Source organism: Antarcticibacterium flavum (genome assembly GCF_006159205.1).
Taxonomy (GTDB): Bacteria; Bacteroidota; Bacteroidia; order Flavobacteriales; family Flavobacteriaceae; genus Gillisia; species Gillisia flava.
In genome coordinates, this window is sequence record NZ_CP040812.1 from 1,804,617 (window position 1) to 1,817,945 (window position 13,329).

The window sequence follows — 13,329 nt, forward strand, 5'->3', positions numbered from 1 at the left end:
TTAAACCTTTTATATATTTAGCCGTCAAATTATTAACCGCTGGATCGTCTTATACCTGCACTTCCCGTGCTATATCACTCTTCAGTATCTAAATACTATTAAATTAAAAAAAAGTTTTCATGACCAAACAATTCACGTTCAGGCTATTGGTAGTAGCCCTATCCTTATCTGTTTCCGGTTGTGCCGTTTTTCAAAAAAATGATAAGAAAAGCACGGCAGCAGCATCCGAGAAACCGGAATCCCAGGATAAAAACGGTTTAAAGCCGTATGACAAAGTAATTACCAAAAATGCAAAATCAGACAAAGGTCTTTTCACTGTTCACAAAATTGATGAGAAGTATTTCTATGAAATACCAGACAGTCTCTTGAACCGCGAGATGCTAACTGTGACCCGTATTGCAAAAACTGCTACCGGAATTGGTTTTGGTGGAGGTAAACAAAACACACAGGTACACCGCTGGAACAAGAAGAATAACCACATCCTTCTTAGAGTAGTATCTCACGAGATCTATGCGGCAGATTCTTTGCCAATCCACGAAGCTGTTGTGAATTCCAATTTTGAACCGGTACTTCACACCTTCCCAATAAAAGCGATCTCCAAGGATTCTGTAAACAACAATTATGTAATTGAGGTGACAGACCTTTACACAAAGGATATCATGGCACTTGGCCTTCCAGACAGGGATAGAAAACAATACAAGGTGAGCAGGCTGGATGAGAGCAGGTCTTATATAGACACTATTCGCAGCTATCCTGAAAATCTCGAGGTTAGGCACGTAAAAACATACAATGCGGGAGACCCTCCTTCGAATGCCAGTACAGGTTCAATTTCTATAGAATTGAGCAACTCTATGATCCTGCTTCCAAAGGAACCAATGAAGCGCCGTTATTTTGACCAGCGTGTAGGTTGGTTCGCACGTGGACAAACAGATTACGGCCTTCCAAACCAGGAATCCAAAACAGTACGCTACCTGGATCGTTGGAGACTTGAGGTTAAAGATGAGGACATTGAAAAATTCAAAAGAGGGGAACTTGTAGAACCTAAGAAACAAATTGTTTATTATGTAGACAGGGCTACTCCTAAGAAATGGGTACCTTATATTAAACAGGGAATAGAAGACTGGCAGGTTGCTTTTGAAGCTGCAGGATTTAAAAATGCCATTATAGCCAAAGACCCTCCTACATATGAGGAAGATCCAGACTGGAGCCCGGAGGATGTTAGATACAGTGTTGTAAGATATCTTGCTTCTCCAATTCCAAATGCAAACGGGCCACACGTAAGTGACCCACGTAGCGGGGAGATCCTGGAAAGTGATATCAACTGGTACCACAATGTAATGACCTTATTAAGGAACTGGTTCTTTGTACAAACTGCTGCTATTAATGAAGATGCACGTGGCGTACAATTTAAGGACGAAGTTATGGGAAGATTAATTCGTTTTGTGTCTTCTCACGAAGTAGGTCATACAATTGGACTTCCTCATAACATGGGAAGCAGTGTCGCTTACCCTGTAGAAAAATTACGGGATCCTGAGTTTACAAAAGAATTTGGAACGGCCCCTTCTATAATGGATTATGCACGATTTAATTATATCGCACAACCTGGAGATGGGGATGTTGCTTTAATGCCAAACATTGGAATTTACGATAAATACTCTGTAGAGTGGGGTTACAGGCCAATCCTGGATAAATCGGCTACAGAGGAGAAGGAGATACTTGACCAATGGATCCTTAAACATCAGGATGATCCTATGTATCGCTTCGGAAGCCAGCAGAGTGGTGGCGTGATAGATCCAAGTTCACAAACAGAGGATCTTGGTGATGATGCAGTTCTTGCCAGCGAGTATGGTATCGCCAACCTTAAGCGTATCGTACCTAATCTAATTGAGTGGACGGCTGAAGATGGTAAGGAATACGATGACCTTGATACTATGTACGGGCAGGTCCTTGGACAATACAACCGTTATATGGGGCACGTTGCTGCCAATGTAGGTGGTGTATATCAATATTACAAGACTTACGACCAGGAAGGTCCGGTTTATACGCACGTTCCTAAAGATAAGCAGAAGAAGGCAATGAAGTTCCTTCAGGATGAACTGTTTACCACACCAGAGTGGTTAATTGATCAGGACATTTTCAGCAGGATTGAATTCGATGGAAATGTGGAAAGGCTTCGTGGTACCCAGGAGAGAACCCTCAACAACCTTCTTGACTTCGGAAGAATGGCAAGGCTTATGGAAAATGAGGAGATAAACGGCAATGATGCTTATTCTTTGTTAGATATGATGACCGAACTAAGAAACGGCATTTGGAGCGAACTTAACCGGGGTCAAAAAATTGACCGCTACAGAAGAAACCTGCAACGCGCTTACATTGAAAGAATGGAACATCTTATGACTGAAGACCAGGATGAACTTCCTGCAAGGTTTAGAAGATTTGTTTCACGCAGTAACATCAATGTAGCTCAAAGTGATATACGTCCTGTAGTAAGAGGAGAACTGGTTTCCCTGCAGCGCAGTATTAGAAATGCAGCAAATAGATCTGGCGATCAACTTACCCGGTACCACTTGATGGATGCCGCTGAAAGAATTGATCTTATACTCAATCCCATCAAATAACATATAAATTATTTGACAATGTAAAATCTACCGCCAAAAGCGGTAGATTTTTTTTGATTTTATGTCAAAAAAACACCCGAATAGGAAGCAGTTAACGGTTTTTCACAAATAACCTCCCAACCGGCAGATACATTTAGTAGACCTTAAGAAAGTAGTTAAAAAGGTAATAAATATGAGGCCTTGCAGTCTTAAAAATTTCCACGATGGAATATTTTTTTTCACATTGCGCTATTGATTTATTAACCTAATATATTAACTATGAGAACCTTAAGTAACAATTTTGCAAAGTATCTTACGTACTTTGCTTTTTCAATTTTCGCAGTGGGCTTTACAAGCTGTAGTAATGATGATGACATTGATGACGTGATTATTGATCCTGATCCAGATCCAACAGGTTCGATCACAGTCCAGGACCAGCAAACAATTTCTCAAAACACTATTATTGTACAGAGCGTAACCGTAGGCCAGGACAGCTGGCTTGTTGCCAGAAATGCCGGGGAAGAAACCGAGGCAGGAATAGTTTCTGAATCTGTTTGGCTGGAAGAAGGAACTCACACCAATGTGGAACTTGAATTAACCAGTGATGCTAACCTAACCGGGGATGAAGAGGGAGATGATATTGTAATCATGCTTCACCGGGATGCGGGAGTTGCCGGTACATTTGAATATGAAACTACAAGCGGACCTGATAGTCCTATTCAAAATGCAGCAGGAGAAAATGTGAGTGAAACGGTAAATGTTTTGGCTCCAAGCCTTATGGCTGCTGACAACCAGATGGTTACTGAAAATAATGAAGTAACCTTTAGCAATGTGAATACACTCAATGATGGATGGATCGTACTCTATGGAGAAAATGAAGATGGAACTATTAACGAAGATGAGATCCTTGGTAGTGGTTTTGTAGAAGCCGGAACCTGGGATGATTTCACCGTGGCATTTGATGATCCAGACTTTGACTATTCAGGATACACAATATATCCAAGGCTTTACAATGATGATCCTGCCGACCAGGAATTCACCTACACCCCTGGAGGTACAGAAGACCTTCCTGAAAGATATGGTTTTGACACTACTACAGGTGAAGGTAGATTTGTTTGGAATAGAAGTACTACCGGAGGATTTACAATTCAATAGTCAAATAAAATTTATTAAGAGCTTGTAAACCAGAATTGAAATTGAAATCATAAAAAAGGAACTGTTTTTCAGCAGTTCCTTTTTTTATGATTAAATATTATATCCCTCTTAAACCTTTTTCGGGAAATGAAGTCTAAATATTACAGAACCAGAAAGTTACTTAAAAAATCAGTTTTGTTTTATACTGGCGAGTATAAATCTAAGAGAATGAATATTTGAAATAATAAACAACCCCAGGTTATTCCCAAAGGGAAAAGTATTGAGTTTTCATTGCACCAATCTGTTTGAATTAAGCCACTATACAGATAGGAAAAATTTTCCCCTACCAGATCCCGCCACCCGGCGGGATCTTTTTTCAATTTATTTCAAGCTTGCTCCTCTCAACCTCAGCGCATTTGCTATTACAGAAACAGAACTAAAACTCATTGCAAGAGCAGCGATCATTGGTGACAGCAGGATCCCAAATACAGGATATAAAACCCCTGCAGCAATTGGCACTCCCAGGGTGTTGTAAATAAGCGCAAAGAAGAGATTTTCTTTTATATTCCTCATCACCTTCTTACTCAGCTTTTTTGCTTTCACAACCCCCTGCAGGTCTCCCTTCACCAGTGTGATCTCCGCACTTTCTATAGCAACATCGGCCCCTGTGCCCATAGCGATACCAATATCGGCTTTCGCAAGTGCCGGAGCATCATTAATGCCGTCTCCTGCCATTGCTACTTTCTTTCCACTTTGCTGCAGGCGCTCCACCTCCTGTAATTTATCCCCGGGAAGCATCCCTGCTTTAAAGCTGGTAAGATGTAGATCCCCGGCAACAGCTCCTGCTGTTTTTTCATTATCTCCTGTGAGCATGATCACCTCCAGGCCTTCGTCGAGCAACTCCTTAAGGGCAGCTTTACTGGTTTGCTTAATAGGATCTGTAATAGTAATATAACCTTCAACCTTGCCTCCTACCGCGAGATAAGAAACAGTTTTTCCCAGCTCCTGCTCTGCTTCCACCTGGCTTCTTAAATTAGCTGTAATCCCGGCATTCACTTCCTTCATGAGCTTCTCATTACCCAGGGCTATTTTTTTATCCTGCACATTTCCTGTTACCCCTTTTCCGGTAACCGCGATAAAGGAAGAGGCTTCAGGAAGGGTGATCTTCTTCTCCCGGGCATATTTAACCGTTGCCTCGGCAAGTGGATGTTCACTCATACTGTTTACTCCGGCTATAATAGCTGTGAGTTTTTCTTCGGAAAGATTTCCTGCAGACACTACTTTTTCCACACTTGGACGGCCTTCTGTAATTGTTCCGGTTTTATCAATAATGAGCACATCTACTTTATCCATTTGTTCCAGCGCCCTGGCATTCTTGATAAGCACCCCGTTTTGCGCTCCCTTCCCAACTCCTACCATAACAGACATTGGGGTGGCAAGCCCCAGCGCACATGGACAGGCGATGATCAATACCGCAATGGCATTAATAAGAGCATAGACATAAGAAGGTTCCGGGCCATAAATAGCCCATACGATATAAGTAATGATAGAAATGATCACCACTACGGGCACAAAATAGGCCGAGATCCTGTCTGCCAGTTTTTGAATGGGCGCCTGGGAACGGCTGGCATCATTTACCATTTTGATGATCTGTGCAAGAAGGGTTTCATTCCCAACCTTCTCTGCCTTCATTGTAAAGGACTGGTTCCCATTGATGGTTCCCGATGTTACTTTTTCACCTTCAGCTTTATCAACCGGAATTGGCTCCCCGGTGATCATCGATTCATCTATGCTGGTACTACCGGTCTCAATAATCCCATCCACCGGAATCTTTCCGCCGGGCTTAACCCGCAGGATGTCACCAACCATAATTTGGTCTGTAGGCACTGTTTCCTCCTGCCCGTTTACAACCCTTATTGCGGTGTTTGGGGAAAGTTTAAGCAACTCCTTGATCGCGGAATTGGTCCTGGAATGAGCCCTGGCTTCCATCACCTGTCCCAGCAGGACCAGCGTTAGGATCACGGTGGCTGCTTCGAAATATACATGTACAGTGCCGTGGTGTGTTAAAAACTGTTCCGGAAAAAAACCGGGTACAAGAAGACCGAAGACACTAAAGATCCACGCAATCCCTGCACCTATCCCAATAAGAGTAAACATATTCAAATTCCAGGTGAGAATAGATTTGTACGCCCGTTCAAAGAACATCCACGTGGCATAGAAAACTACAGGGATTGAAAGTACAAACTGCACCCAGTTCCAGTAGTACATATCCATGATATCATATAGTGGATTACCCGGGATCATCTCAGACATAGCGATGATGAAAATAGGCAGGGTAAATGCAGTGGCGATCTTTAATTTCCTCAGAAGCTTTTGATAGCCCTTTTCCTCTGCTGAAGGTTCCGGCTCAACGGGAACCAAATCCATCCCGCAAATTGGGCAATCCCCCGGTTCATCCCGCTCAATCTCAGGATGCATTGGGCAGGTATAAGTTGTCCCGGCACTCTTGAAACTCATCTCCTCCACCAGGTCCATTCCGCAAACGGGACAGTCGCCCGGCTTGTCATAAGTTTTCTCTCCCTCACAATGCATAGGACAGTAAAAGGTGCCGGTGCCCGTTCCCTTTGGTTTGGCAGCTTCCTTTTTCATCTGCTCCCGGTCCTCCCAGGGCAGATAGATATTATAAGTCCCGCCATCCTTCTCAAATATTTTTCTGAATTCCTCAACGGGAATAGAGCGATCCATAGTTACAACCGCCACTTCTTTTTCAAGGTCTACAGCCACAGATTCCACACCTTCAACCTTGTTTAAAAGATCCTCCACATGTTGCCGACAGCCTTTACAGGTCATCCCGGTTATCTTATATTCCTGCCGTACTCCGGTGGAAGTCTTGTCTGTTATTCCATAGCTACCGCCATCTTTCGCCAGGGCCTGCTGAAATTTTTCAGTTTTAATATGCCTCTCCATCTGCACCTCAGCTTCAGCCTTTTCAAGATCAACCGAAGCATTTTTCACTCCGGGAACTTCATTAAGAACCTTCTCCACATGCGTCCGGCAGCCGTTACAGGTCATCCCTGAGACTGAATATTTATGTACCATCACTTTATTATCCTGCGAATTCCCTGCTGAAGGCTCTGCATCAGAAAGATCTGAAATGCTATAATTCCCGCCATGTTTCTTTAATGCCTGCTGAAATTCCTCAGTTTTGATATGTCTTTCCATCTCCACCTCAGCCTCAGCTTTTTCAAGATTGACCGAAGCATTTTTCACTCCGGGAACTTCTTTCAAAACCTTCTCCACATGCGTCCGGCAGCCGTTACAGGTCATCCCTGAGACTGAATATTTATGGACCCTAACTTTATTCTTCTCTGAATTCCCTGCTGAAGGCTCTGCATCAGAAAGATCTGAAATGCTATAATTCCCGCCATGTTTCTTTAATGCCTGCTGAAATTCCTCAGTTTTGATATGTCTTCCCATCTCCACCTCCGCTTCAGCTTTTTCAAGATTGACCGAAGCATTTTTCACTCCGGGAACTTCTTTCAAAACCTTCTCCACATGCGTCCGGCAGCCGTTGCAGGTCATTCCTGATATTCGATATGTATGTTTCATAGCTTCAGAATTAATTAAACAAAATTAAGATATCCTATCCTGCCGTACTTTCAGTTTTAGAGAAATAAATTGTGATTTTATGTGTTTGAAGGAGAATTGGCCATTAAAAAACCCCGGAGGTTCCGGGGTTAATTTGATTTCTTAAGCAGCATAGCTTCTGCAAGCCTCTACGCATTCACGGCAGGCTTTTGCGCAATCCTTGCAATGCTGGTGTTCGTGTTTCTCACACTCATTTGCACAGGCTTCGCACACTTTTATACAGTAATCAATAAGTCCCTGTACATCTTTATACTTAGTAGATAATACCTGGTTAAGTGTAGAGCAAACCTCTGCACATACCCGGTCTGTTCTTATACAGGTAGCCATCATTTTTACATTGTCTTCATCAAGGCACGCATCTGCACAATAGTTACACGCATTGATGCATTTACCTAATGCATGGATCAATTTTTCATTTCTCATAATATTGGTTTTTAATGGTTTACATTAAAGTTAAGCAGAAGAAACCGTAATGACTTTTAATATTATGGTAAAATTTTATAAAATCCCGGGATTTTATATTGAATCCAAAGAATTTCTGGACCTTAAATGCTTTGCGCGATATTGGGATGGAGTGATCCCGGTAGTTTTTTTGAATTGGGTAGAAAGATAAGCGGGGCTGCTGTAACCCATGTCCATAGCAATTTCCTGGATGCTAAGCTCATCATATTCCAGAAGTTCCTTGATTCTTTCAGTCTTTACCTCCTGTTGATAATGCTGGATGCTTTTTCCTTCACTGCGGGTAAATACAGAACTTAAATGGCTGTAATCAAGGTGCAGGTCTTCCTTTAATATTTCTGAAAGATTTTTATTTCTGAAGGCCTTGTCTTCATATACGCTTTTAATTATAAGCGATTTTACCCTGTTCACCAGCCTGCTCTCCCTGTCGCCAATAAGCTGAAATCCCAGCTTATCCAAATGCTGATTAAGGATATTTTCCTCATCGGGAGAAAGTTTCCTTTCAATTTCAACCTCCCCCAGAGTTATATTATGCAAAGGAATATGGTTTTTCTCCATCACCTCCTTTACCGCAAGGATGCAGCGGTCACAAACCATGTTCTTAATGTAAAGGACGTTTTTGTTCATATTGATTTATCCGGAATAGATTTGAGATTTGAGATATGAGATTTGAGATATGAGATATGAGAATTGAGATATGAGAATTGAGATATGAGAATTGAGATTTGGGATCATTATTGTCTGGTAAAAATGTTTAGCTTCTTCAAAAAGAACATCATTACTAGTCATTCCTCATTTTGTCGTGGCTTTTGATTCTTGATTCTTTACCCGGTGAATAACGATTTTGAATTTGAGAAAATATAAACCCGGCAAAAACTTGCCGGGTTTAATAGTACTATTGTATGGTAGCTTCTACCCTACCACATTTAAGCATTTTATCTCCGTAATAGGGATTTCTTATCTCCTTTACATTTGAGAACCAGGCATCACCTTTTCCCTCAAAAGCCATAGGACAGTACTGCTTATATATCTCTCCCGAAGCAAGTGCTCCTTCAAGTTTTGTTTCCATAGCTTTGGTAAGGTCTGAGAAGGCTTCTCTTTGCTCATTCACATTAGTGGAAGTGGAGATCCTTCTGGCCGATGCTGCAAGGTCTTCAAAACCTTCCTCTGTTTCCAGATCTGCGATCATCCCTTTTGCCCGGTCCTGGGCCATTTCTGCATCGGTTTGAACAAGGGCCTGCTTGATATCTATGTAATGCTGGTATACAGATGCGATCTCCTCATCCTGGAATTCTGCCGTGATCTCATCGTTTAGCACCACGTCATCTCCAGTGGTGTGGTCCATATCATGCTCCATGTCCTCTCCCTCGCGCATTTCGTGTTGCATTGGCTCTGCAGCTTCATCTTCTTTTGTTTCCCTGCAGGAGGTCATTGATAAAGTTCCTGCCACAAGGCTTAACATCATTAAATTTCTAAGAGTTTTTTTCATTTTGTGCTTGTTTAAAATTCAGATTATAGTTAAAAATTATTTTCGTGTTATAAATTCTTTGATCCTGTAAATAGAAGGAGAGGTGAGATACCATAATAGGAATCCGCTAAGGACAGTTATTAAACCTAACAGCGAGAAAACCCGCAGGATCGTGTTATTAAAATCATCCCTTCCCTCATAATCCATAGTATGGGTCATCCACAGGAAGTCAAACCATCTCCAGTCCCGGTGCCGAACACTTTTAAAGCTGGCATCTTTTATTGAAACATAGGCTTTCAAATTTTCAGGAGTTTTATAGGAGATCACATATGCAGGGAGGGAGCCACTCCTGTATTCATGATGTTTCCCGGTTTCTTCAATCCTTTCAATTCCTGCAATTTCCAATCCTTCTGCCATATGTCTTCCCGCAATATCCAGGGCCTCCTCTTTGGACAATTCTGTTTTTTCTTTTCCGGTTTGAGCGTTGATTAGAATCTTCCCATTGACAAGGTAATACGGCTGCCCGGCTATTTCCTTTAACTCAAGGCTTTCCACCTCTATTTTTTCCAATGCATCTCCCGGCAGGCCTAAGTTATTAAAACCGATAACCTCAGGGTGGTGCTTCTTGAAATGATCGCCGTGTATCTCATCAAGGTTGGTCCAGCTAAAATACAATCCACTTACAGTCCACATAATAAATTGTAGGCCGATAAAGATCCCAAGATAGCGGTGAACCTTTCTGTATTTGAGGATGGTCTTTCGGTTAGCCAATTTTATATCTTTCTAAAATTATCTGCAAATTTATTGAATTTTCTATCTTTCGCAGCGTTTCCTCTATTGTTGTTCCAGTCTTTCTATCAAAGCTTTCATTTGGGCGATCTCCTCTTTTTGGGCCTTGATGATCTCTTCTGCCAGCTTCTTCACCTCAGGATCCTGGATATTGGCTTCCTGGCTGGTAAGTATGGCAGAGGAATGGTGAGGGATCATACCCTTCATATACTGCACATCCCCTATACCTGTCTGGGCTCTCATCATATAAAATGTAACTACAAAAACCACTGCAGCCACCCCTATAATAACATAATTGGTCTTTTTGTTCTTATACATTCCCCACATGTACAACATCATAGTGATGGCCATTGGGGCTATCATTAAAATTGTCATATAGGTGCGCATAGTGCTAAGCATCACGTGGCCAAACACGTCCACATTGAAGAACATGACCGCATACATTATGATGAAGGAGGTCAACATCATTAAACCGAATTTTAGATAGTTGTTCATATTGTTTGTTTTTGGTTGTTACTACTTTATATATCTCTTTTCTCTTTCTCTAATTAGCCTCGACTCTTCATGGTGAATTCGGCTTTCCATTACCTGCCTCAGGATTTGATCTTCATTATTTTATTCCTGTCCCATAGGGACTATCTATTGGTAGAAAAAATAATCAGAAGCTACCTGTGCCGTAGGTACAGAATATAAATCAGGCTTATTATATGCCGTACCTAAAGGCACGGTGGTCTTCCTTTTTTTCATATCTACCCATATTTGGTCCCTAAAGGGACAAAAAACGTTCATCAAAGGTACCTGGTTTAAAGGTTCAGCATCTAAGGTTTTAAACTAACGATCATCCTCACACTGCGCCCGTTCTCTCCTGCCAATCTAGACAACTCAAAATTCCACAATTTCTCTCAATCCTGCACCTCAAACGGCAGTTCTATTTTAATCTTCTCCCACGCCAGGCTTATAACTCCCTCTTTGTCGGATTTCTTTTCTATCTCATACCTCAGCTGCTCCTGAGTTTCACTAAGGGTATCCGGGGTCACTTCCATCCTAAGCACATCCTCCGCCTCATCATAATCATCCTTCCCGTGTTGTTCCCAGCGTGAATTGAAGATCACTTCCCAATTTTCTTTTCCCGGAATTACAAAGAAACCGTATTTACCAGCCGGAAGGGTTTCACCATTGATTAACAGATCTTTGTCTGTCTCTATCCAGGTTGCATTATGGGCTCCTGCCTGCCACACCGTATTATATCCAACCAAGCCTCCAAAGATTATTCTATCCCTTACACTGGGTGCCGAATAATCTATGTGAATATGCGCACCTCCTATCACTTCCATTTCGCTTGTATGAGGACTCAGGGAGGCCGCTTTATTCTCATTTTGTACAGGGGTATGATGGTGCTCCTCCTTCTTTTTATCTTCTCCACAGCTTATTAAGCTCAGGGCTGCTATAATCAATAATTTCTTCATCTTTACTTCTTAATTTATGGTTTCTATTACCTCCCCACAGGTAAGCATGGAACTACCAAAATATGGATTTCTAATCTCGTTGGACCTGCTTAGCCAGTTCGCTCCCCTATCGCTGTTGGCCATAGGACATCGCTGTACATATAACCCATCCCCCGAAAGCTGAAAGGTTTTCACTAAACCAATTGTGGTGGTGGATAATTCAATAAAATGTTCCCTTTGAGCTTCGATGTTACCTGCACCGATAATCTTCTTTACAGCTGTTGTCATCTCCTTATGAAAACTATCATAGATTTTCTTTTCCTCAGTACTTAATGATGGCAGTGTAAGAGTAGACAAGGATTTCTCCAGCTCTTTTGCCTTTTCTCCCGCCAGCGCCGAATTATCACTCACCAGGGCATCTTTTAATTCCAGGTATTTATTAAGGACCTTTCGTAATTCATTCTTCACCGGCTCTCCCACCTCAACTTCTACGTGATCTTCCATCACACGGGTGCCGTCCCCGTGATCATGTCCTGTGGACATTGGCGCCTGCTCCGGATTCATCATGCTGGCCCTGCCGGAAAGTTGAACCGCGGCGTCAATGGTAAAGGTTCCGTTAGTGACAATTTCCTCTCCCTCTTCAAGACCATCAAGAACTACATAGGAATTTCCAAGGGAATTCCCCAAGGTTACTTCTCTCATATTAAACACAGCTCTTCCATTTGCCTGTTCCTTAACATAGACTACGGAACGTTTCCCGGTCCAGAGAACTGCCGAATTCGGAATGGTTAGTTGCTGCGGAGACTCAACTGTCCCTCCTGCTTCTACAATTCCTGTTGCGAACATTTCAGGTTTAAGCCTGCCAGCCTTATTCTCTACCTCAACCCTTGCGGTAGCCACCCTTGTTTGTCCGCCCAAAAGCGGATCTATAAAGCTTATCGATCCTTCAAAGGTTTCCCCGGGCAGGGAGTTGATCCTAAATTCGATCTCGTCTCCTTCCCTCACCGCGGCCAGATCGCTTTCATAGAGATCAAACAACACCCATACCCTCGAAAGATCGGCTATTTGGTAAAGTGGCATTCCGCGTTCCACATAATCTCCCAGGTTCACCATTTTTTCTGTTACCACTCCTGCAACATCTGCAGTAATTGGAAAACGTTGTATAGGGGTGTTATTGGAGAGGATGCGGTCTATTTGCGCATCTCCAATCCTCCAGTTTCTCAATTTTTCCCTCGCGGCCTGGAATAATTCCGGCTGACTTTCCCTTATCCGGGCTGCCTGCAGTAATTCTTCCTGGGCCGTGACCATTTCCGGCGAATATACAGTGGCCAGGGTTTGTCCCCGCTGCACCCTTTCTCCGGTAAAGTTGATATTCAGCCGTTCTATCCTTCCGGGGATATGAGTAGACTGGGAGTAGGAATTTCTTTCATCTATTTGCACTTTTCCGTTTAACCTTATCTCCCTGTTGGCACTTCTGCTTCCCACTATCATCGTTTCCACATTAGCAAGTCGCATTGCATTCTCGCTCATGCTATAACCGGTTGTGGCATCTCCCATTTCATCTGCTTCCAGGGGAATAAGATCCATCCCGCAAATTGGGCAATCCCCGGGTTCCTCCTGTCTTATCTGCGGGTGCATGGAGCAGGTCCATACCTGTTCCTGCCCGGCTGCTACATCACTATGCTCTGCGTGATCATCACTGTAGCCACCAAATATTACCCAGCCCAGGAAAATTCCCAGGACCAGGATCCCTACCCATTTTAAATATTTTTTGGTTTCTGTTTTCATA

At 42.6% G+C, this 13,329-nt stretch carries 10 protein-coding genes; 2 read left to right on the plus strand and 8 right to left on the minus strand.

Annotated features, from left to right (window positions below; genetic code table 11):
* Positions 1 to 119 precede the first annotated feature (119 nt).
* Positions 120 to 2,618, plus strand: a complete 2,499-nt coding sequence (locus FHG64_RS07500) for a zinc-dependent metalloprotease (RefSeq protein WP_139065822.1) — start codon at positions 120 to 122, stop codon at positions 2,616 to 2,618.
* Between the two features lie 258 nt (positions 2,619 to 2,876).
* Entirely contained in the window at positions 2,877 to 3,752 is an 876-nt protein-coding gene (locus FHG64_RS07505; RefSeq protein ID WP_139065823.1) for a DUF7282 domain-containing protein, read from the plus strand.
* A gap of 360 nt (positions 3,753 to 4,112) precedes the next feature.
* Here FHG64_RS07505 and FHG64_RS07510 read toward each other — a convergent pair whose 3' ends face one another.
* The 8 genes from FHG64_RS07510 to FHG64_RS07550 form a co-directional block, all read right to left on the minus strand.
* Positions 4,113 to 7,340 carry a heavy metal translocating P-type ATPase gene (locus FHG64_RS07510; protein WP_246054334.1) on the minus strand — a complete coding sequence of 1,076 codons (3,228 nt, stop codon included), beginning with the start codon at positions 7,338 to 7,340 and terminating at the stop codon, positions 4,113 to 4,115.
* A gap of 141 nt (positions 7,341 to 7,481) precedes the next feature.
* Positions 7,482 to 7,802 (minus strand): four-helix bundle copper-binding protein, encoded by a 321-nt coding sequence (locus FHG64_RS07520; RefSeq protein ID WP_139065824.1) that lies wholly within the window; start codon positions 7,800 to 7,802, stop codon positions 7,482 to 7,484.
* 93 nt (positions 7,803 to 7,895) lie between these two features.
* Positions 7,896 to 8,465, minus strand: coding sequence for a helix-turn-helix domain-containing protein (locus FHG64_RS07525; RefSeq protein WP_139065825.1), 570 nt, complete (start codon positions 8,463 to 8,465; stop codon positions 7,896 to 7,898).
* Between the two features lie 268 nt (positions 8,466 to 8,733).
* Positions 8,734 to 9,327 carry a DUF3347 domain-containing protein gene (locus FHG64_RS07530; RefSeq protein WP_139065826.1) on the minus strand — a complete coding sequence of 198 codons (594 nt, stop codon included), beginning with the start codon at positions 9,325 to 9,327 and terminating at the stop codon, positions 8,734 to 8,736.
* A 36-nt stretch (positions 9,328 to 9,363) separates the two neighbouring features.
* Positions 9,364 to 10,077 carry a PepSY domain-containing protein gene (locus FHG64_RS07535; protein WP_139065827.1) on the minus strand — a complete coding sequence of 238 codons (714 nt, stop codon included), beginning with the start codon at positions 10,075 to 10,077 and terminating at the stop codon, positions 9,364 to 9,366.
* A gap of 63 nt (positions 10,078 to 10,140) precedes the next feature.
* On the minus strand, positions 10,141 to 10,590 hold the full coding sequence (locus tag FHG64_RS07540) for a DUF305 domain-containing protein (protein ID WP_139065828.1): 450 nt from the start codon (positions 10,588 to 10,590) through the stop codon (positions 10,141 to 10,143).
* Positions 10,591 to 10,997: 407 nt separating this feature from the next.
* Positions 10,998 to 11,561: a DUF2911 domain-containing protein gene (locus FHG64_RS07545; protein WP_139065829.1), complete on the minus strand. Its 564-nt coding sequence runs from the start codon at positions 11,559 to 11,561 to the stop codon at positions 10,998 to 11,000.
* A 9-nt stretch (positions 11,562 to 11,570) separates the two neighbouring features.
* Positions 11,571 to 13,328, minus strand: coding sequence for an efflux RND transporter periplasmic adaptor subunit (locus tag FHG64_RS07550; protein WP_139065830.1), 1,758 nt, complete (start codon positions 13,326 to 13,328; stop codon positions 11,571 to 11,573).
* Position 13,329: the final 1 nt, after the last annotated feature.

Excerpts from the sequence above, each read along its gene's own strand:
- FHG64_RS07500 (WP_139065822.1), top strand. The coding sequence starts at position 120 with ATGACCAAACAATTCACGTTCAGGCTATTGGTAGTAGCCCTATCCTTA.
- FHG64_RS07505 (WP_139065823.1), top strand. The coding sequence starts at position 2,877 with ATGAGAACCTTAAGTAACAATTTTGCAAAGTATCTTACGTACTTTGCT.
- FHG64_RS07510 (WP_246054334.1), bottom strand. The coding sequence starts at position 7,340 with ATGAAACATACATATCGAATATCAGGAATGACCTGCAACGGCTGCCGG.
- FHG64_RS07520 (WP_139065824.1), bottom strand. The coding sequence starts at position 7,802 with ATGAGAAATGAAAAATTGATCCATGCATTAGGTAAATGCATCAATGCG.
- FHG64_RS07525 (WP_139065825.1), bottom strand. The coding sequence starts at position 8,465 with ATGAACAAAAACGTCCTTTACATTAAGAACATGGTTTGTGACCGCTGC.
- FHG64_RS07530 (WP_139065826.1), bottom strand. The coding sequence starts at position 9,327 with ATGAAAAAAACTCTTAGAAATTTAATGATGTTAAGCCTTGTGGCAGGA.
- FHG64_RS07540 (WP_139065828.1), bottom strand. The coding sequence starts at position 10,590 with ATGAACAACTATCTAAAATTCGGTTTAATGATGTTGACCTCCTTCATC.
- FHG64_RS07545 (WP_139065829.1), bottom strand. The coding sequence starts at position 11,561 with ATGAAGAAATTATTGATTATAGCAGCCCTGAGCTTAATAAGCTGTGGA.
- FHG64_RS07550 (WP_139065830.1), bottom strand. The coding sequence starts at position 13,328 with ATGAAAACAGAAACCAAAAAATATTTAAAATGGGTAGGGATCCTGGTC.